The organism is Marinobacter alkalisoli (genome assembly GCF_045449855.1).
GTDB lineage: Bacteria > Pseudomonadota > Gammaproteobacteria > Pseudomonadales > Oleiphilaceae > Marinobacter.
In genome coordinates this window covers 54,067-71,748 of the sequence record NZ_JBJJLC010000048.1, presented here as the reverse complement: position 1 = coordinate 71,748, position 17,682 = coordinate 54,067, and the positions used below count along the sequence as shown (strand labels likewise).

Annotated in this window: 17 protein-coding genes; 11 read left to right on the top strand and 6 right to left on the bottom strand. The window is 60.3% G+C overall.

Going from position 1 to position 17,682, the window contains the following annotated elements:
* Positions 1-8: 8 nt before the first annotated feature.
* The 7 genes from ACJO5Y_RS17695 to ACJO5Y_RS17665 all read left to right on the top strand — a co-directional run bounded on the left by ACJO5Y_RS17695 (position 9) and on the right by ACJO5Y_RS17665 (position 4,399).
* Positions 9-455 carry a DUF4124 domain-containing protein gene (locus ACJO5Y_RS17695; RefSeq protein ID WP_406989063.1) on the top strand — a complete coding sequence of 149 codons (447 nt, stop codon included), beginning with the start codon at positions 9-11 and terminating at the stop codon, positions 453-455.
* A gap of 67 nt (positions 456-522) precedes the next feature.
* Entirely contained in the window at positions 523-1,401 is an 879-nt protein-coding gene (locus tag ACJO5Y_RS17690; RefSeq protein WP_406989062.1) for a DNA ligase, read from the top strand.
* A 134-nt stretch (positions 1,402-1,535) separates the two neighbouring features.
* Entirely contained in the window at positions 1,536-1,859 is a 324-nt protein-coding gene (locus ACJO5Y_RS17685) for an ElaB/YgaM/YqjD family protein (RefSeq protein WP_406989061.1), read from the top strand.
* Between the two features lie 2 nt (positions 1,860-1,861).
* Complete coding sequence (locus tag ACJO5Y_RS17680) at positions 1,862-2,353, top strand: hypothetical protein (RefSeq protein ID WP_406989060.1); 492 nt, start codon at positions 1,862-1,864, stop codon at positions 2,351-2,353.
* A gap of 100 nt (positions 2,354-2,453) precedes the next feature.
* Positions 2,454-3,368: a lipase family alpha/beta hydrolase gene (locus ACJO5Y_RS17675; protein ID WP_406989058.1), complete on the top strand. Its 915-nt coding sequence runs from the start codon at positions 2,454-2,456 to the stop codon at positions 3,366-3,368.
* Entirely contained in the window at positions 3,365-3,640 is a 276-nt protein-coding gene (locus tag ACJO5Y_RS17670; protein WP_406989056.1) for a hypothetical protein, read from the top strand. Before ACJO5Y_RS17675 ends, ACJO5Y_RS17670 begins: the two co-directional genes overlap by 4 nt.
* 180 nt (positions 3,641-3,820) lie before the next feature.
* The gene (locus ACJO5Y_RS17665; protein ID WP_406989055.1) at positions 3,821-4,399 is read left to right on the top strand and encodes an outer membrane beta-barrel protein; all 579 of its coding nucleotides are present in this window, start codon (positions 3,821-3,823) and stop codon (positions 4,397-4,399) included.
* Positions 4,400-4,456: 57 nt separating this feature from the next.
* On the opposite strand, the gene cysK is transcribed toward ACJO5Y_RS17665, so the two are convergent.
* Positions 4,457-5,428, bottom strand: a complete 972-nt coding sequence (gene cysK / locus ACJO5Y_RS17660; RefSeq protein WP_406989053.1) for a cysteine synthase A — start codon at positions 5,426-5,428, stop codon at positions 4,457-4,459.
* A 39-nt stretch (positions 5,429-5,467) separates the two neighbouring features.
* Entirely contained in the window at positions 5,468-8,374 is a 2,907-nt protein-coding gene (locus ACJO5Y_RS17655; RefSeq protein WP_406989051.1) for a transporter substrate-binding domain-containing diguanylate cyclase, read from the bottom strand.
* Between the two features lie 122 nt (positions 8,375-8,496).
* Between ACJO5Y_RS17655 and ACJO5Y_RS17650 the strand changes: the two genes are divergently transcribed.
* Positions 8,497-9,255, top strand: coding sequence for a polyamine aminopropyltransferase (locus ACJO5Y_RS17650; protein ID WP_406989050.1), 759 nt, complete (start codon positions 8,497-8,499; stop codon positions 9,253-9,255).
* Here the strand turns inward: ACJO5Y_RS17650 and ACJO5Y_RS17645 are convergent.
* A complete protein-coding gene (locus ACJO5Y_RS17645) occupies positions 9,248-9,688 on the bottom strand; it encodes a methylglyoxal synthase (protein WP_406989049.1) in 441 nt (146 codons plus the stop codon). The genes ACJO5Y_RS17650 and ACJO5Y_RS17645 overlap by 8 nt on opposite strands.
* Positions 9,689-9,773: 85 nt before the next feature.
* Here ACJO5Y_RS17645 and ACJO5Y_RS17640 point away from each other — a divergent pair, with 85 nt between their 5' ends.
* A complete protein-coding gene (locus ACJO5Y_RS17640) occupies positions 9,774-10,556 on the top strand; it encodes an ATP-binding protein (protein WP_406989184.1) in 783 nt (260 codons plus the stop codon).
* A gap of 11 nt (positions 10,557-10,567) precedes the next feature.
* On the opposite strand, the gene ACJO5Y_RS17635 is transcribed toward ACJO5Y_RS17640, so the two are convergent.
* The 3 genes from ACJO5Y_RS17635 to pdsR form a co-directional block, all read right to left on the bottom strand.
* A complete protein-coding gene (locus ACJO5Y_RS17635; RefSeq protein ID WP_406989048.1) occupies positions 10,568-11,878 on the bottom strand; it encodes a DUF3422 family protein in 1,311 nt (436 codons plus the stop codon).
* Positions 11,879-11,994: 116 nt separating this feature from the next.
* Positions 11,995-14,007 carry an ATP-binding protein gene (locus tag ACJO5Y_RS17630; protein ID WP_406989047.1) on the bottom strand — a complete coding sequence of 671 codons (2,013 nt, stop codon included), beginning with the start codon at positions 14,005-14,007 and terminating at the stop codon, positions 11,995-11,997.
* 3 nt (positions 14,008-14,010) lie between these two features.
* Positions 14,011-14,712: a proteobacterial dedicated sortase system response regulator gene (gene pdsR / locus ACJO5Y_RS17625; RefSeq protein WP_406989046.1), complete on the bottom strand. Its 702-nt coding sequence runs from the start codon at positions 14,710-14,712 to the stop codon at positions 14,011-14,013.
* 201 nt (positions 14,713-14,913) lie between these two features.
* Between pdsR and ACJO5Y_RS17620 the strand changes: the two genes are divergently transcribed.
* Together ACJO5Y_RS17620 and ACJO5Y_RS17615 are read left to right on the top strand one after the other, a co-directional pair.
* On the top strand, positions 14,914-17,043 hold the full coding sequence (locus ACJO5Y_RS17620; protein WP_406989045.1) for a marine proteobacterial sortase target protein: 2,130 nt from the start codon (positions 14,914-14,916) through the stop codon (positions 17,041-17,043).
* Complete coding sequence (locus tag ACJO5Y_RS17615; RefSeq protein ID WP_406989043.1) at positions 17,040-17,651, top strand: class GN sortase; 612 nt, start codon at positions 17,040-17,042, stop codon at positions 17,649-17,651. Before ACJO5Y_RS17620 ends, ACJO5Y_RS17615 begins: the two co-directional genes overlap by 4 nt.
* The last annotated feature ends 31 nt before the right edge of the window (positions 17,652-17,682 follow it).

The following is a 17,682-nucleotide window of genomic DNA, read 5'->3' as shown; positions in this document are numbered from 1 at the left end:
AGTTCAATATGCTGTTAAGGACATTGCTGACATTATTGATCCTCTTACCCGCTGTCAGCGTGGCCGAGGTCTACCGCTGGGTCGACGCAGAAGGCCGCACCCATTTTGGTGACCGCCCGCCGGCGCAGGCTGCCAGTCAGGAAGTCAAAGTGGAGTCCGCGCCGGCCAGGGTGGATAACTCCGCCCGTGACCGTCAGCAGAAGATGAATGCGTTCCTGGAACAGAAGCAGCAGGAGCGCGACCAGCAGCGTGCGGCGGACGCCAAGGCAGAGAAGCAGGCAGCGAAACGGGCGGAACAATGCTCCAGGCTTCGCGCACGCCTCAAGCATATGGACAGCGTTTCTACTTTCTACAACCTGAATGAGCAGGGTGAGCGGGTGTTCGTCAGTGAATCCGAAAATACCCGGATTCGGGAGCAATTCCGCAGGAAGGTAGAGAAAACCTGCAGTCGTTGATCGAATTGAAATGAGTTTTTACGGGAGGCAGGAAGCCTCTCGTCCTGTCTGATGCAAGGGATTTGCGATGTTTTCACGTCTGTTCACGACGGCTTGTCGTTGTGCTCTCATTGTTCCGTTTCTGTTTGTCGGGGTTTCCGGGGCGTCAGAGCCGGGTGTGCCGCTGGCGGACGTTTATCAGCAGGGGATGTCCCTCAAGGGTTACTGGGTCAGCGAGAAATACGATGGTGTCAGGGTCTACTGGGATGGCTTCCGGCTGCTGTCCCGGCGGGGCAATGTGTTCCATGCACCTGACTGGTTTACCCGGGACCTGCCTGATCGGCCGCTGGATGGCGAACTCTGGATGGGGCGTGAACGGTTCGCGGAGTTGTCGGGAGCCGTTCGGCGGCTGGAGCCCCGTGACAGCGATTGGCGGGAGATTCGGTTCATGGTTTTTGATATGCCGTGGGGTGAGCGGCCATTCAACGAGCGTTTGCGGGCACTGAGGGCCGAGATCAGCGATGCCGGGGTTGATCACTTGGTTCTGGTCGAACAGAGTGCGGCAACGGACCATGAACAGTTGATGCATCAGCTGGACGAAGTGATTGCCCGCGGTGGCGAGGGGGTGATGCTCAAGCATGGGGACAGTCTGTACCGTGCCGGGCGATCCCGGGATCTCCTGAAAGTGAAGCGTTTTCAGGATGCCGAGGCGGTGGTCCTCGGGCATCTGCCGGGTAAGGGGCGATTGACGGGGAAAATGGGAGCGCTGTTGGTGGAGCTCGACAGCGGCCGGAAGCTTCGCATTGGTACTGGTTTCACGGATGAGGAGCGTGACGATCCACCTCCCGAAGGTGCCGTCATCACCTTCCGGTACAGTGGCCATACGAGTACCGGCCTGCCAAGGTTCGCCAGTTATGTGCGAATTCGTGATGATGAGCCTGTTGTCTCGGTAATCGATTCTGATTAAGTATTGTCACACAAAGCGCGGGAGCCTGTGCTACGTTTAAAGGGGTCTCGCCTGAGTTTTCTGGTTCAGCGGGATCAATGTGAAGTCGTCATCGGAATGCCAACACGCAGTGTCAAACTGACAGGAGGCAAGAAATGGAAGCGAAATCCGCACAAAACGACTACAACCGTGTCAAAGACGACCTTCAGGCGCTGAGGGAAGACCTCGCGAAACTGACAAAAGCCGTTGCTGATGGGCAGAAACACAATATCAGCAGCCTGAGGGACGAAGTTCTTCGCGAGAGCCGCGAAGCGCTGGATCATGTGCGTAAGCGTGGTGACGAAGCCGTGAATCGCGCCCGTGAGGCGGGAAGCAAGGCGGTTCATGATGTGGAGCACCAGATCGAGGAACGGCCTTTCCTCAGCATTCTCATCATGTTTCTTGCCGGGATTCTGGTCGGCCGTCTGCTCGATCGTTGACCATGCTTGATTCCCCGAAAGTTCAGAGTGCCGTGCGCAAGGCCGTTGCCGCTGTGCTGGGTTTTATGCTGGCGCTGGTTTTGCTCACTGCACTGCTGATTACCGGGTTCTACATGCTGGTCACCGCCGCAACGCTGGCCCTGACGCCTCTCATGGGGGAGTCAGCGGCCATGGCGGTGGTCGGCGTTGGCTGTTTCCTGGTGCTTGCCCTGGTGTTCTATCGCCTGACGCGTCCGGCCCGGAGCCTGTCAAAAGGGGCTTCATCACAGTCGGGTTCTGATTCCCCAGTGCAGATGTTGCGTGAACTGATTCGTCGTAATCCCCTGGAATCCGCGCTGGCGGCTTTTGCCCTTGGGATCGCCGAACAGGGTGATCCGCGCCTGAAGTCCCTGCTGTTGCAGGGTGGCATGGTGCTGATGAAAGAGGCGGAAGCCGAAGCGGAGCAGGACCGGGAGACTGCCGGGGAAACGTCTGCCGAAGGCAAGGCCGCCTGATCGGTAGTTGCCGCCACGCCTGTATCTGGTGAAGGTTCAGCCAATCGCCCGGTGGGTTATCCGGGTACACTGGTGAGACTACATCATCAGACGGTCACCTATGAGCATGAATTCAGACACCAGCCCGGTGTGGCAAAGACACGCCTCGGCGATCCTCAGCGGGTTCCTGGGGGATTGGCTGGAGGAGCGTAATAACCCGCTGGCGGTACCCATGGAGGTTTTCCACGGACCCGCACCGCTGGATTGCCGGGCTCCGCGCCTTGACGCCCCGGGCTCCACTCTCTGCCTGTCAATTCACGGGCTGATGGAGCTGGAATCCGTGTGGACATTTCCCGGGCAGAGCCGCTTGAGTTACGGCTCCCTGCTGACCAGTGCCTCCCGCGAAATTACCCCGCTGACGCTGCGCTACAACACAGGGCGACCCATTTACCGCAACGGTGAGGAGCTGGCGGATTTACTGGAAACGCTGGTGTCCGCCTGGCCGGTGCCGGTGGAGCGCATCATCCTCATGGGCCATAGCATGGGCGGGCTGCTTATCCGCAGCGCCTGTCACCACGGTCAGGCTATGAATCACGACTGGGTTTCACGCCTGACCGATTGCGTGTATCTGGGGTCGCCCCACGATGGTTCCTGGCTCGCCAAGGGGGCAAAGGCGACGGCGGATTTGCTCAATCGCGCTCCCCGTGACTATCTGCGGGTAGCGGGTGAGGTGATAGATTTGCGCAGTGAAGGTATCCGCAATCTGTCCCGTGGCGAGGTCGTGCCAGCGGAGCAGGGGGAACCTCCCCTGGTTCCCGGGGTGCGGCATTTCGTGGTCTGTGGTTTGTTGGCCCGTTCCCGTACGCATCCGGTGAATGCCCTGTTCGGAGATGCACTGGTTCATGAAGCCAGCGCCCGTGGGGAGGAGCGTACCGGGTGGAAGCTCGCCGGCATGGCGAGTTTTCCGGGAGTGGATCATATTCGCCTGGCGCATCATCCCGATGTGGCTCGGCAGTTGGTGGAGTGGTTGCTATGAAAACCCGAAATGAACAGCGCCATGAGTGGTGGCTGGGACTTGCGGATGTCGTGATTCACGGTGTGGCGCAGGGGGTTCACAAGCTTGAGCGGGTGCATCTGTCCATAGCCGATGAAACCTTTAACATGCTCGATCGTGTGCCCGTCACGCGACCCTGGAGTGAGACTGTGCGGTTCACTCACCACACGGTGTCACGTCTCTCCTACCGCAGCGTTGCGGCGGTGGCAACCGGTGCGGGGAAGCTGCTTCCCGCACCGGAGGCGCAGCGCTAAGTTACTTACATAACGCACTATTTTCAGAGCTGACATGAACAAGACATGACTGAATCTTAGTGGAGGTTTAACCCCCCGGACGATTTTTGGCTAGTACGCTGAATCCATGCAATTGAGCGATTGGTTGCTCAGTTGCGCTCAGAGACGAATGGAATTCTCAACTCACGAGGATGAAAGCGTATGAACTATAAAGCCAGTTTTGCATGTGCCACAGTTCTGACCACGGCGGTATTGGCTGCACCGGCGGCCTGGGCCCAGGACAACACGGCCCGGGACAGTTCCGGCTTCTTCATCAGCGGTAGTTACGGTGGTTACAAATCCCACGGTGGTGAATTCGATGACGACAACGACCTGCTGGGCGCCTCTCTCGGTTATCAGTTCAATGAATTCTTTGCCCTGGAAGCGGACTATATTGATTTCGGCAAGTTCGGTGATGACGATGTCCGGGCCAAGCTCAAGGGTGTCGGTCTGGGCGTGATCGGTCGACTGCCGGTTACGGACACCTTCGGGGTTTACGCCAAGGCAGGCGCTTTCGCCTCCGCGCTTGACGTGGATGCTTTCGATGAAAGTGAGACTTACGACGAAGTGAATCCGTTTGTCGGCGCCGGTGTGGATTTCCGCGTGACCGAGCAACTGACGGCGTTCGCGGAGTACGATCGCTACAACGTCGATATCGATGAAGACGACTTCAATGGTCAGGTGACCAACGACGGCCCGGACTTCGATACCGGTCGGGTCGGCATGCGGTTCCAGTTCTAGGGCTGGATAGCTGCAGCACTGCCAGCGGGCTCCTGTCCCGCTGGCAGTGAGTATTCCTTACTGAACGTTTTCCTGTTCGCCAAACTGATCCGCAAACAGCGCGGACGACAGGTAACGTTCCGCCGAGTCAGGCAGCACCACGACGATATTCTTGCCCTTGTTTTCCGGCTGTTTACTGACCCTGATCGCCGCAACTACAGCAGCGCCGCAGGAGATCCCGCACAGAATCCCCTCTTCCTGAATCAGTCTGTGTGCCATGGCAATGGCATCGTCGTTACTGACGGTTTCTACCTGGTCGACCAGGTCCAGATCGAGGTTTTTGGGCACAAAACCGGCGCCGATACCCTGGATTTTGTGAGGGGAGGGTTTCGGCTCCTCGCCCGCCATCACCTGGGTAATGATCGGGGAATCCGCGGGCTCAACAGCCACGGACGTAATGTCCTTGCCCCGGGTCTGCTTGATGTACCGTGATACCCCAGTCAGCGTGCCACCGGTGCCAACGCCGGCGACGAAGATATCAACGGCGCCCTCGGTATCGTCCCAGATTTCCGGGCCGGTGGTGTCCTCGTGAATGCGGGGGTTGGCCGGGTTATCGAACTGCTGCGGCATGAAGTGGTGTTCGGGATCAGAGGCCACAATTTCCTCGGCACGGGCGATGGCGCCCGGCATACCCTTGGCCGGCTCGGTCAGGACCAGTTCCGCGCCGAGGGCCTTGAGGACCTTGCGGCGTTCCAGGCTCATGGATGACGGCATGGTCAGGATCAGTTTATAGCCCCGGGCGGCTGCCACGAACGCCAGCGCGATGCCGGTATTGCCACTGGTGGGCTCGACGATGGTGGTGCCCGGTTTCAGGACGCCCCGTTTCTCGGCATCCCAGATCATCGCTGCGCCAATGCGGCATTTCACCGAATATGCCGGGTTCCGACCCTCAATTTTGGCCCAGATGGTGGCACCGTCATTGACCCGGTTGAGCCTGACCAGCGGGGTATTACCGATCGACAGAGAGTTATCTTCGTAGATGTTCGCCATGGGATTCTCCTTGTGATTGTTTCCTGAAAGATGTGACGACTATTTTGAGACCGATTTGACCTCCAGGCGGTTCCGGCCATTTTGTTTGGCAAGATACAGTGCCTGATCCGCCTGCCGGAGGAATTCATCCGGCTCGGTCGTGGTATCGGGAGTGCCAATGGCAAGCCCGATGCTAATGGTGAGCTGGATATCCGGATTGTCACTGACGGAAAGGCTGTGACCGACCGACGCGCGGAAGTCGTCAAGCCGTTTGATCGTGTCACCCCGATCCTGGTACGTGGTGAAGATCACAAACTCTTCGCCGCCAAAGCGGGCTATCCGGTCGGTTTCGCGCCGGAAATGGGCGCGCATGCTGTCAGCCAATGCCTTCAGGCACAGATCGCCAGCCTCATGGCCATAGGTGTCATTGATCCTCTTGAAGTGATCGGCGTCCACCATGGCCACTGCGAAACCCGCGCGGTGGCGTAGGCACCACTGGAAACTCTGGTTGAACTCACGATCAAAATAACTGCGATTGCCCAGCTGCGTCAGATCGTCCGTAACGCTCAGATGCTGCAGGGTGGCGTTGGCGATTGCAAGTTTCCGGTTCAGGCGCCCGAGCTTCCGGTTCCAATAGAACAACAGACCAAGGATAACCGTTGCAATCACCATCAGTTGCCACAGCAGAGTATAGTCCACGGTTTGTTCCAGCTGCACCGTACGCCACTGGTTGTCCAAATGTTGCCTTTCCTCGGCGCTCAGGCTGGCCACCAGCTTTTGCATAATACTTAGCAGGATTGGCTCATCGTTGCGGGTGGCAACGGACAGGGTCCAGTCAGCAGGGATACGCCCGATCACCTTCAGATCCGCCAGTCCCATTTCCTGCATGTGGTGACTGGCGGTAGCCAGCGTTGCAATACAGCCATCCAGGTCGCCCTGTTGCACCAGCCGCAGCCCCGCACTTTCACTGGCAACCTCCACCAGGTGGATGCCAGGCTGCCTTTGCCGTATCAGTTCAGAGAAAGCGTACCCTTCGACAATACCGATGCGTTTACCCTCCAGATCTTTCAGGCGTTCCATGAACGGCGCTTCGATCCGGCCAATCACCACATTCGGGACCTGGAGGTAAGGGGCCGTGAAATCCAGGAAGCGGGTTCGTTGCGGGGTATCCATCGCCAGGGGCAGGATGTCGCAGCGATGTTCCCTGACTGCCTGCACGGCCGACTGCCAGTTGGTGCTGGGCAGAACGTCGAAATGGATACCGGAACGCTCGGCGAACAGGCGGAAAACCTCGGCTGACAGCCCGATGTGCCGGCCCTGTTCACTGATACCCTCCAGGGGCATCCAGTCCGGGTCAACACAGAGGGTCAGTTGATGCTCTCGCGCTTCAAGCCATGTCTGCTCCCGGTCGGTAAAGGTAATGGCGCCAGTGGCGTTAACAGGACGGTTGGGGGCGGCGCCGAGCCAGCGGTCTTCGATGGTTCGCATCTCGGTCGCGCTTATGGCGGCGAGGGCTGTGTCCATGGCCTCCGCCAGTGGCGCCAACGCGGGGCGAATACCGAACCGCAGATCTTCCCCCGGAATGTGCTCAAGAGGCAGCTCACCCGCAATGCGCACGCCGGGTATACCCAGCTCACGCACCCAGTAATTGCCGTTGGGCAGCGCCGCGAGGACAATGTCCACGCGACCGTCGGCGAGCGACTGGAACATGACCTGCTGGGAGGTGAATGTGCGTACGTTCTCTCCGAGCTGATTTTTCACTGCCTGTTCGTAGTAGATGCCGGAGCCGAGGGCGACGGTGAGGTCCGCCAGTTCGTCCAGACGGTCAAAATACAGGTCATCCCTGAGGGTGAAGGCGACGTTGGGAATGACATGGTAGGGTTCGGTGAAACGTGTAAAAACCTTCCGCTCGGCATTGAGGGACATGTTGGCCATGACGTCAATTTCGCCCTTGCGGAACATTTCGAAGAGCTCTGACCACTGCCCGCCGACGGGGATCACCTGCAAGCCGGTCAGGTCGGCGATGCGGTTGAGGACGTCCACCGTGAGTCCCTGCAGGCGCCCGCCGTCCTCGAAACTGAAGGGGGCATAATCCCGCATGATACCAACCCGCACCGGTCCGGTCTGCTGGAGCAACAACTGGTCAGTGGTGCTGATGCTGAATTCCCGGGCTTCGTTGAGGCGCGCGCCGCCATACTCCTGCCAACGCTCCAGCAGGGTGTCGATACGCTCCCGGGGTACGGCTTCCAGGCCTGCCTGTATCTGTTCAAACAGGGCCTGATTACTCTTCAGCACGCCGATGCGGAAATCTTCCTGGGACAGGGGGCCGAGCGGCGCCGGGCCGGCAACATCCAGGAACCGGAATCCCAATTGGTGGGCGTAGTACTTCAGTGTCAGCTCCGGTCCGATAATGGCATCCACCCAGCCAAATGCCAGCGCCCGTATCTGGCTGGCAAGGGAGTCATAGGTTTTCACATTGATGCCGTTGTCCAGCAGCAGATCCCGGTAGTAGACATCCCGGACCACGCCAATGGTGAGGGCTTTCAGATCCTGCAGGGAGTTGACCTGATCGATGGGTTTCTCCGTGTCATGCATCAGGTAGGTCTGACGGACGTGGTAGGGGTCAGTGAACAGGATTTCTTTTGCGCGCTCCCGGCTGAATGAAATGCCGTCGATGGCGTCCAGCTCGCCTCTCATGAAGGCCGAGTAAACCTCCGGCCAGCTGCCGGCGCGGTATTCAAAACTGATTCCGGCGTGGCGCTCCACTTCCTCCAGAACATCAATGGAGAAACCGGAGGCCTCGCGACCGGATATGGAAGAATAAGGCTGATTGTCCGATACGATACCAATGGATACCGGGGGCGCCGCCCTGACCGGTGTTGTGACAAGAAGCGCCAGCAGCGCAACACAATACAGCGGATACCACGCCCTCCGGGGGCGAGAGAGCGGAATGGAGAAGGCGCTCATCAGGTCGTTTACAATCCTTTACATACCGAATGGACAGTGTAGACGTCCACCTGCGGTTTTTCCTGTCCTGTTGCCTGCCAGTGGGTACAAATGTACCCGATCCGGAAGCGTCTGGTGGTAGCATGGCCATTTTGAACACCTATTGGAAGCTGCGTATGGGCCTTATGTTTGAAGAAATCGACAGCCAACCCTCACTGCTGGGGGAGATAACCCTGCGGCGTCGGCGGATTCCCGCCCTGGGCGAGCGGGATATCTATGAAGTGAAGCTGGGCGATGAGTTCCTGATGTCCAGTATGTTCGTGGACGCCGAGGTGGCCCTGGCGGACCTTGGACTGGAGATGACCGAGGGGCAGGCGCTGAAAGTGGTGGTTGGCGGCCTGGGCCTGGGATACACCGCGGAAGCCGCACTCCGGCACGATCGGGTGGATGAATTGCTGGTGGTCGATGCCCTGGATACCGTGATCCGCTGGCACGAACAGGAAAAAGTCCCCCTGGGCAAAGTGCTCAACGCGGATGACCGCTGCCGCTATGTGCTTGGCAGTTTCTTTGATCTGGCGGTGTCCGAAGCCGGATTTGATCCCGAGCAGCCGGGGAAGGTGTTCGATGCCATCCTGCTGGACATCGACCATTCCCCGCGAGCGCTTCTGCACGACTCCAACGCCAGTTTCTACACCGGAGAAAGCCTTGGTAAAATGGCGGCCCACCTGCGTCCGGGTGGGGTATTCGCCATGTGGTCCAATGACCCGCCGGATGAGGCGTTCATGGCCACCTTGCGAACCCTGTTCACCGATGTGGACGCCCGGGTGGTGTCGTTTTTCAATCCGTTCCAGAACCGGGAGTCCACCAACACGGTGTTCCTTGCCCGTAAACCACTCAGCTGACCTTGCGGCCGGTGTAGTCGGAAAAGTCCGGTTTGAGGGGGTGGTGCCGGTCATCGGTCATGTAGGCGGATGTGAGAATGAACTCCGCCGTGGCGCGGTTGCAGGCCACCGGAATGTTCCACAGGGCAGCAATGCGCAGCAGGGCCTTGATGTCCGGATCGTGGGGCTGGGGTTCCAGGGGATCCCAGAAAAACACCAGCAGGTCAATTTCGCCCTCGGCAATTTTCGCCCCGATCTGCTGGTCACCGCCCAGCGGGCCGCTTAGCAGGCAACGGATGTCATCACGCCTGAGGTTCTCAGCGAGTAACCGGCCTGTGGTGCCGGTGGCGTAAAGAGACAGTTGTGCAAAGCGGGTCTCGTTCTCGGACACCCACTCAACCAGTTCTTTCTTCTTGTTGTCGTGCGCCACCAGGGCAACGGATTTCACAGCCATTTGCGGTAAAGTCTCCTTGATTTGCGATCAATCTGTCGACCAGTGTTTCATAACCGGACGACATGCGGAATAGGACAGAGGTGTGATGAAGACAACTACCATTGATTGGGCGACCACTCCGGCTGCCGTCTGGCGCCGCCACCGATCCGGCCTCCGGGTCATCCGGCGGCTGGATCCGGTACAGTGGCAGGCGCTGACCGGCATCGAGCGTCAGCAACAGGCGCTGGCGCGGAATACCGAGCGCTTCCTCGCCGGAGAGCCGTCCAACAACGCGTTGCTCTGGGGGGCCAGGGGGACCGGCAAATCGTCCCTGATCAAGGCACTGCTGAACCGTTACCGGGATCGGGGATTGCGGATGATTGAGGTGGACAAGGACGACCTGGTGACCCTGCCGGAGATTGTGGATGACATCTGCGACTTGCCGTTCCGCTTTGTGATCTTCTGCGATGACCTGTCGTTTGACGTGGGCGAGTCCGGCTACAAGGCCCTCAAGAGCGTGCTGGAAGGTTCGCTGGAGCTGCCGCCGGAAAACGTGCGGGTCTATGCCACCTCCAACCGCCGACACCTGATGCCGGAGTTCATGTCCGACAACCTGAAAAGCGAGATGCACGATGGCGAGCTGCATCCGGCGGAGGCCATTGAGGAGCAAGTCTCCCTGGCGGACCGGTTCGGCTTGCAGTTGTCGTTCTATCCGTTTTCCCAGGACGTCTATCTGCAGGCTGTGGACGCCTTGTTTCCGGAGGTGGCAGACCGGGATGAGTTGCACCGGGAGGCGATCCGCTTCGCCACCGCCAAGGGCGTGCGCAATGGTCGCACCGCCCAGCAGTTCTACCGGCAGTTTGCCGGGGACGACCAGTCGAACCAGTAAAGGGGCCCTGGCTATTGCCGTTTTGCCATGCGGATAAAGCGATGGTGTACCACCCGGACGCCCGTGTACACCAGAACCATAACCACGGGAATGGCAATGCCCAGTACCAGTGATTTGTTGATATCGAACCCGGCTTCGTACACGGAATCCAGTCCCAGTTTGAGCAGGCCGATCAGGTAATAGGTGATGGCCACCACCGAGAAGCCTTCCACGGTGTGCTGCATCATCAATTGGATCTTGGAGCGCCGGTCCATGGAACTCAGTAGCTGCTGGTTCTGGTTCTGGATCGCCAGATCCACCCGGGTGCGCATCATTTCCGAGGCACGGTCAACCCGGCGGGACAGGTCTTCCAGCCGCTCACTGACGGCTTTGCAGGTTTCCACCGCCGGGGTCAGGCGCCGGGTCATGAACTCGGTGATGGTCAGGTGTCCGGACAGCTCATCTTCACGGAGCGCGTCCAGTCTTGTCAGCACCAGCCGGTGGTAAGCCCGGGTCGCCGAGAACCGGAAGGTGGAATGGGCCCTGAAGGCCTCGATACGGGCCGCGATGGCGGTCAGCTGGGCCAACAGTGCGGGCTCATCAACGTCGTCATTGTCCGCCAGGGACTGGGTGATCACCGCCAGTTTCTGGTCCATGTCGTTGAGGGACGGGGAGGTTTCCCTGGCCAGCGGCAGCGCCAGCAGGGACATCAGGCGGTAGGTTTCGATTTCTATCAGGCGCTGGGTCAGACGGCCAAGCTGGCTGTCGGACATATGGTGGTTCATCACCAGGAAACGGCCAAAATCGTCACTGTGAAGCTGGAACGTGCCCCATACCCGGGCCGCCCCATTCTGGGGACTGCTGCCCACCAACCTGCGCCCTTCAAAGTGCTGGCGGACGTAATCCAGATCTTTCATACCTTGCCCGGCCTGTGTCTGTAGGTGGACATGAAAGGCCGCAATTACGGTACCTGTCAGCTTATCCAGCCAGCTCTCCGGCAGCAGGCTGATGCCGGTTTCCGCAAAGGGCGCGCCAGCTTCTGTGGGATCCAGGTTGATGAAGGTGTAGGCCGCAAACTCCATGTGCATTTCGCGCCGTACCCGGAGATTGCCAAAGGTTTTCTCGAAGCAACTGACTTCCTGTTCGGGTTCCGGCTCGCCCAGCAGGCGATGCAGCTCCTGTAGGTGCCGGAACTGGGCCTCGCGCTGCTCGGGGGTGGTGAGGACGGCAATGTGGGTCACCCGGGCAGGCGTTGGCAGTACCTGGAACGGGCGGGAATGCAGCTCGTTATACAGATCGTCCCGTAACGGGTGAATGGCAAGGGCTGAAAGGCTTGATCCCACGCTGGCTGGTCTCCACGGTGTCAGTTGGCTTGAATCCCGGATAGGTCACAAGGTTAGGGTAAAGTCGGTCGGGGGGAAATACGACCAGTGGCTGGTCTGCATCGTCTGAAAGTCGCTCACTGGCCCGGTACGGGGGTGTGCGTGGGCAGGCTGACGGTGAACAGCACACCGTTGGCCTCATTGCCCGCGGTCACCGATCCGCCGTGGTGTTCAGTAATCAGCTTCACGATCAGCAGGCCTTGCCCCAGGTGTCCTTCCTGCGTGCCTTTTCGTATGGATACAAACGGGTTGAAAATGTCGGAGCTCAGGTGCTCCGGCAGCGGTGGCCCCTGATTAAACACGCCCAGTTCAAGGGTCTTGGCCTTTGGTGAAAGGCGGATTTCGATCAGATCTCCCGTGGTGGTGAAGTCCCGGGCATTGTCCACCAGCTTATCCAGCAACTGGACGATCAGCTCCGGTGACCCGTGCAGGGTGCAGCCACCGGCAGGCCCCTTATAGACAATCCGGTGATCCGCATCCAGCTGTTGATAGGCGTGGGTGGTCTGCTCCATCACCTCCGCCAGATCGAAGCGTTCCTTCTCGGCGTGGTCGAAACTCTGTTCCAGCCTGGCGGCTTCGCTCATGCCATTTAGAATCTGGCTGAGTCGATCGGTGGCGGTGGTTGCCCGCTCTATATAGCTGGTGCGTTCACTGTCGGATTCGGCGTGGTGCAGATTTTCCAGGGAAGAGCGTACTACAGCCACCGGCGTTTTCAGCTCATGGGACAGCCGGCGGGAGAAGCTTTCCAGGTATTCGTTATAACCGTGCAGTCGGTCGACCATCTGGCCAAAGTGCTGGTGCAGCTGTCCCAGCTCGTCGCGAGCGCGGGTATCCGGCAAAGTACCGATGATACGTCCATCATCGTCAACGCTGGCACTGACCGCCCGCTGCAGTCGGGTGATCCGCCAGGACAGCCAACTGACATAGCCCAGCAACACCAGCATCAGCCCCACCACCAGCAAGGTGCTGCGGGCGATCACCGAGCCCAGGGTATTGCCGGCCAGCGACAGCAACTGGTCCAGCGATTGCTCAAGAACCAGGATGCGGCCGCTGAACACCGGTTGTGTCACCATCAGGAAGCTTTTGCCATCCTGGTGACGCACCAGACCCTTATCCGGCAGGGTTTGCGGATCAGACCGGATGGCGGTGTCGTCAACCGGTCGGGGATCCGGCTGGTAGAAACGAACCAGTGCTCGCAGGCCATTGAGGGCAATCTGCTCCACTACTTCCAGCGGGCTAAGGGAATCGAATGCCGGCCGCTTGTGCTTGTCCGCAACGGCCTGACTGGCGATCACCCAGCCTCCGGCTTCCAGTACGCGCACTTGCTGGCCGCTGGCCATCTGGTTTGATAGCTGTTGCTCCAGCAGGGGCAGTCGCGTCACTAGCACCGGAGGCGGGTTAAGGCGTGTGCCGGCGGATTCGATACCGTCCGTTCCGGGCCATTCGGCAACAACACCGAGGCGAATGCCTTGTGGAGGGAGCGGCAGCTTTAACTCCACCTGGTAGCCCTGGCCTACGGTTTCCCACTGCCCGGTTATACGGTAATCCCGCTCGTGGTTTCGATCCGGGACTATGGCGGTGACGCCCCCTGGAGCCGGGGTGCGGATCAGGCGTTCAATCTGTTCCCCATTATGGAATTGAATCAAGCGCAGGCGATCGTGGGGTTGGTCGGGCGAGCCAGGGTCAAAATAACGGATGTCGGGACGCGACACCCGCACAAGAAGGTACAGGTGCCGTTGATCAGTTGCTGCTTGCCAGCGCAGGGGGGAAAGGGTGGTTGTCTGGTGGGATTCCTGCCATTGCTGTTGTGACTGTTCTTCGTCGTATCCCGGCCAGTCTCCGCCATAGCCGTCTACATGGAGCTGCCTTTGAATCGGGTGGGCATAGATCACCGGTGCATCCGCCGGCACCACAGTGTTGCCGATCAGGCGATCCCCGGCGGTTTCCGCCATGCGTCTGGCCTGTTCTTGTAACTGCTCCGTGGCCTGTTCCCGCAGCGCTTCATCCAGCCCCAGCACGAACTGCAGACCGGCCCAGGGAATAAGCAGCATCAGCAGACCGGCGACGAACAGCTGGCGCTTGAGACTCAAGGCTTACACCTCATGGGCGTTCCAGCGGTATCCCATGCCATAGGCGGTCTGGATGCCGTCAAAGTGGCTGTCCAGTTGCTGAAACTTGCGGCGGATGCGTTTGATGTGGGACGTCACGGTATTGTCGTCCAGCACGGTGCTGGCGGCCTCCATCAGCTGATCGCGGCTGCGTACGTGGCCGGGGTGCTGAACCAGGGAGTGGAGCATCCAGAACTCAGTGACGGTCAGATCGACAGGCTGGTTTTCCCAGTCAGCCGTCATGCGATCCACGTTCAGGGTCAGCTTGCCCCGCTGGAGCACTTCGTCGGGTTTTTTCAGCGCCTCCGCCCAGGCATCGGCCCGGCGCAGCAGGGCGGTGACCCGTGCCAGCAGGTGATCCAGGCTCATGTCCTTGGTGACGTAGTCGTCCGCCCCCAGGCGCAGGCCATGAACCGAATCGATGTCGCTGTCCCGCGCCGTGAGGAAAATGATCGGCAGGGTCTTCGACAGGCTCCTCAGGTCCTGACACAGGGTGAAACCGCCCTCCGGTTCGTCCCCCAGCCCCACGTCGATGATGGCCAGGTCCGGCAGGCTGTGGCGCAGCACCTGGAAGGCACTGCTTCGGTCACCATAGGCGGACACGCGGTAGCCCCGGCGCTCGAAAGCGTCCCGGTAGTTTTCGCGAATCGCGGGTTCGTCCTCAATCAAGACAATATGCCGCTTCATGTGTCCTTTCTGTCCTTTCCAGCGAGTACAGTAGTGTGCAGCGTCTATTTAATCACGCCTGCGTACGATCACAAGGAAACGGGGCGCTTTTGCCACAATTCACCACAATTGGTCGCCGCACCGCCAGATTCTGGCACAGGATGACCGCTTCCATGGGTTGAAATCAGCATCACGATTCATAAAAAAGAAAGGAATCCAACGATGCTGACTAGCGCTGTAGCAACCCCATCCCGCGGTGCGGCCACTCGCCCGACCGCACGTCGCGCCATCCGCTGTATGGAAGGGATCAGCCTCTGGCTGGCCGTCCTGCTGATGCTCGCCAGCCATTCGATGATGGCGGAAGCCATGGAGGCTCCCGGCCAGCCTGAGGGTGCCGGTGCTTTCCACTTTGTGGACAGTGACGGCCAATGGCAGGAGCCCGCCACCCTGTTGACCACCAACTACCGGGTCACGGTCAGCGGCCTGATTGCCGATACCCGCCTGCGCCAGAGCTTTGAAAACACCAGCCAGCAATGGCGCGAGGGCGTGTTCGTGTTCCCGCTGCCGGAGAACGCCAGCGTCTATGCCCTGACCATGACCGCCGGGGAGCGGGTGATTGTGGGTGAGATCAAGGAGCGCGCCGAAGCCAGGCGGCAGTACGATCAAGCCAAGAAGGAGGGGCGCAGGGCGGCTCGGGTGGACCGGCAGCGGCCCAACCTGTTCACCACCCGTCTGGCCAACATCCCACCGGGAGAGACGGTGAGTGTTGAACTGCATTACCAGCAGGCGGTGCGCTACCAGTCCGGTGAGTTCGAGTTGCGCCTACCCACCACCCTGACGCCCCGTTACATGCCCGGAACGCCCATTGCCGAAGGGCCGAAACAGTGGCAGGGCGGCTGGGCCACCCCCACCACTCAGGTGGCCGATGCTGACAAGATCAGCCCCTTCACCGTGCTGCCGGAGGATGTCGGCCCGGACAGCCACCGGGCGAAGGTGGAGCTGGTGATCAACGCTGGCCTGCCGGTCGCTAAGGTCTCCAGCCCGAACCACGGTCTTACCAGCACCTGGAACGGCGACGCGGTTACGGTCACCCCGGACGACGGCGCCATCCTGATGGACCGGGACTTGGTGGTGCGCTGGGCACCGGTGCGGGGGCAGGAGCCTTCTGCCGCGGTGTTCCATGAGCAGTGGCAGGGCGAAGACTACCTGCTCGCCGTGCTGGTGCCGGGCCTGAACCGTGACCGGAACCTGCCCCGGGAACTGGTGTTCGTGATCGACACCTCCGGCTCCATGGCCGGCCAGTCCATCGGCCAGGCCCGGGCCTCGCTGTTGCGGGGGCTGGACACCTTGTCGCCGGACGATCGCTTTAACGTCATCCAGTTCAACAGCCAGACCCATTCGTTGTTCATGCAGGCGGTGCCGGCCAATGGCCAGAATCTCGCCCGCGCCCGGCGCTATGTGGAGGGGCTGGGCGCCAACGGTGGCACCGAAATGGCACCGGCGCTGAAGGCAGCGCTGGGCAATGATTCGCCGCAGGGTGAAGCGAGCGGCCATCACGTCCGCCAGGTGGTGTTTATCACCGATGGCGCCGTGGGTAATGAAAACGCTTTGTTTGACCAGATTCGGCAGCAGTTGGGGGACCGCCGGTTGTTTACCGTCGGCATTGGTTCGGCCCCGAACATGCACTTCATGCGGGAAGCGGCGCGATACGGCCGTGGCAGCTACACCGCCATCAGCGATACCGCCGATGTTGCCGGTCCGCTGGACGATCTGTTTGCCAAAATGCAGTCGCCGGTACTGACCGATATTGATGTGGACCTCTCGCAAGCCGTCGGCAGCCCCGAAGCCTATCCCGCCAGACCCGGTGACCTGTTCGCCGGCGAGCCGCTGGTTCAGGTGATTCGCGGTGCGGGCAATGAGGGTTACCTGGGCGTCTCTGGCCGCTTGCCGGACGGAAGCCGCTGGCAGACTTCGCTGGACTTGTCCCGCGCCGCTACGGGCAAGGGCCTTCACCGTCACTGGGGGCGTGAGAAAATCGACAGCGTGATGGACCGGGGGCTGTCTGGGCGTGTTGATGACGAGGAGAAGCAACAGGTTCTCGAACTGGCGCTGACACATCAACTGATCACCCGTTACACCAGTTTCGTGGCGGTGGACCAGACGCCGGTACGGACAGCGTCGGAGCCCCTGGAAACCGACCATGTGCCTACCCTGTTGCCGGCAGGAAGCAGCTCCACCATGCTGCGTTATCCGCAAACCGCGACCATGTCGCCCTTGCTGATTGCACTGGGACTGCTGGGGCTGATGTTCTCGGCCGCCGCCTGGATGCTGCAACGGAGGGTGTTCGCATGAATCGCCTCCTGCTGTTGCTGACGATGACCTGTGGTGTTGTGCTGACTGTCGGGCTGTGGATTCCGTTCAAGGCTCTGGTGGCCCAGGAGCTGCTGGAGCTGGCTTGGGCCGAGAGCCAGGCCCGGCAAACGGAGACCCGTCCCTGGCCCTGGGCCGATACCTGGCCGGTGGCCCGCCTGTCGTTGCCCGAGCTCGGGCAGTCCATGATTGTGCTGGAGGGCGCCCACGGCGAGAGTCTGGCCTTTGGGCCGGGACAGGTACTGGGTAACGCCGCCGGGCCGGGGCCGGTGGTGATCGCCGGACACCGGGATACCCATTTCAGCAGCCTGCGCCACCTGCAATCCGGCAGTGAACTGAAGCTGCAGACGCGCTCCGGTCGCTGGTACAGTTATCGGGTCGATAACGTCCGCGTTGTCGACAGTCGTCATGAGCGGATCGATACCGGCCAGCTTGATGACGATACCCTGTTGCTGGTGACCTGCTATCCCTTTGACAGCCTCAATAACCGTGGCCCCCTGCGTTATGTCGTGGAAGCCAGAGCCGGCCAGCCGCCGGTTGCCAGCATTGATCATGAGCCCGTACAAATTGATACTGTTGCCGGGTTGTGAGTATGGCTTACACTTGTGCGCAAAATTACGT

Excerpts from the sequence above, each read along its gene's own strand:
- ACJO5Y_RS17695 (WP_406989063.1), top strand. The coding sequence starts at position 9 with ATGCTGTTAAGGACATTGCTGACATTATTGATCCTCTTACCCGCTGTC.
- ACJO5Y_RS17690 (WP_406989062.1), top strand. The coding sequence starts at position 523 with ATGTTTTCACGTCTGTTCACGACGGCTTGTCGTTGTGCTCTCATTGTT.
- ACJO5Y_RS17685 (WP_406989061.1), top strand. The coding sequence starts at position 1,536 with ATGGAAGCGAAATCCGCACAAAACGACTACAACCGTGTCAAAGACGAC.
- ACJO5Y_RS17680 (WP_406989060.1), top strand. The coding sequence starts at position 1,862 with ATGCTTGATTCCCCGAAAGTTCAGAGTGCCGTGCGCAAGGCCGTTGCC.
- ACJO5Y_RS17675 (WP_406989058.1), top strand. The coding sequence starts at position 2,454 with ATGAGCATGAATTCAGACACCAGCCCGGTGTGGCAAAGACACGCCTCG.
- ACJO5Y_RS17670 (WP_406989056.1), top strand. The coding sequence starts at position 3,365 with ATGAAAACCCGAAATGAACAGCGCCATGAGTGGTGGCTGGGACTTGCG.
- ACJO5Y_RS17665 (WP_406989055.1), top strand. The coding sequence starts at position 3,821 with ATGAACTATAAAGCCAGTTTTGCATGTGCCACAGTTCTGACCACGGCG.
- cysK (WP_406989053.1), bottom strand. The coding sequence starts at position 5,428 with ATGGCGAACATCTACGAAGATAACTCTCTGTCGATCGGTAATACCCCG.
- ACJO5Y_RS17655 (WP_406989051.1), bottom strand. The coding sequence starts at position 8,374 with ATGAGCGCCTTCTCCATTCCGCTCTCTCGCCCCCGGAGGGCGTGGTAT.
- ACJO5Y_RS17650 (WP_406989050.1), top strand. The coding sequence starts at position 8,497 with ATGGCCATTTTGAACACCTATTGGAAGCTGCGTATGGGCCTTATGTTT.
- ACJO5Y_RS17645 (WP_406989049.1), bottom strand. The coding sequence starts at position 9,688 with ATGGCTGTGAAATCCGTTGCCCTGGTGGCGCACGACAACAAGAAGAAA.
- ACJO5Y_RS17640 (WP_406989184.1), top strand. The coding sequence starts at position 9,774 with ATGAAGACAACTACCATTGATTGGGCGACCACTCCGGCTGCCGTCTGG.
- pdsR (WP_406989046.1), bottom strand. The coding sequence starts at position 14,712 with ATGAAGCGGCATATTGTCTTGATTGAGGACGAACCCGCGATTCGCGAA.
- ACJO5Y_RS17620 (WP_406989045.1), top strand. The coding sequence starts at position 14,914 with ATGCTGACTAGCGCTGTAGCAACCCCATCCCGCGGTGCGGCCACTCGC.
- ACJO5Y_RS17615 (WP_406989043.1), top strand. The coding sequence starts at position 17,040 with ATGAATCGCCTCCTGCTGTTGCTGACGATGACCTGTGGTGTTGTGCTG.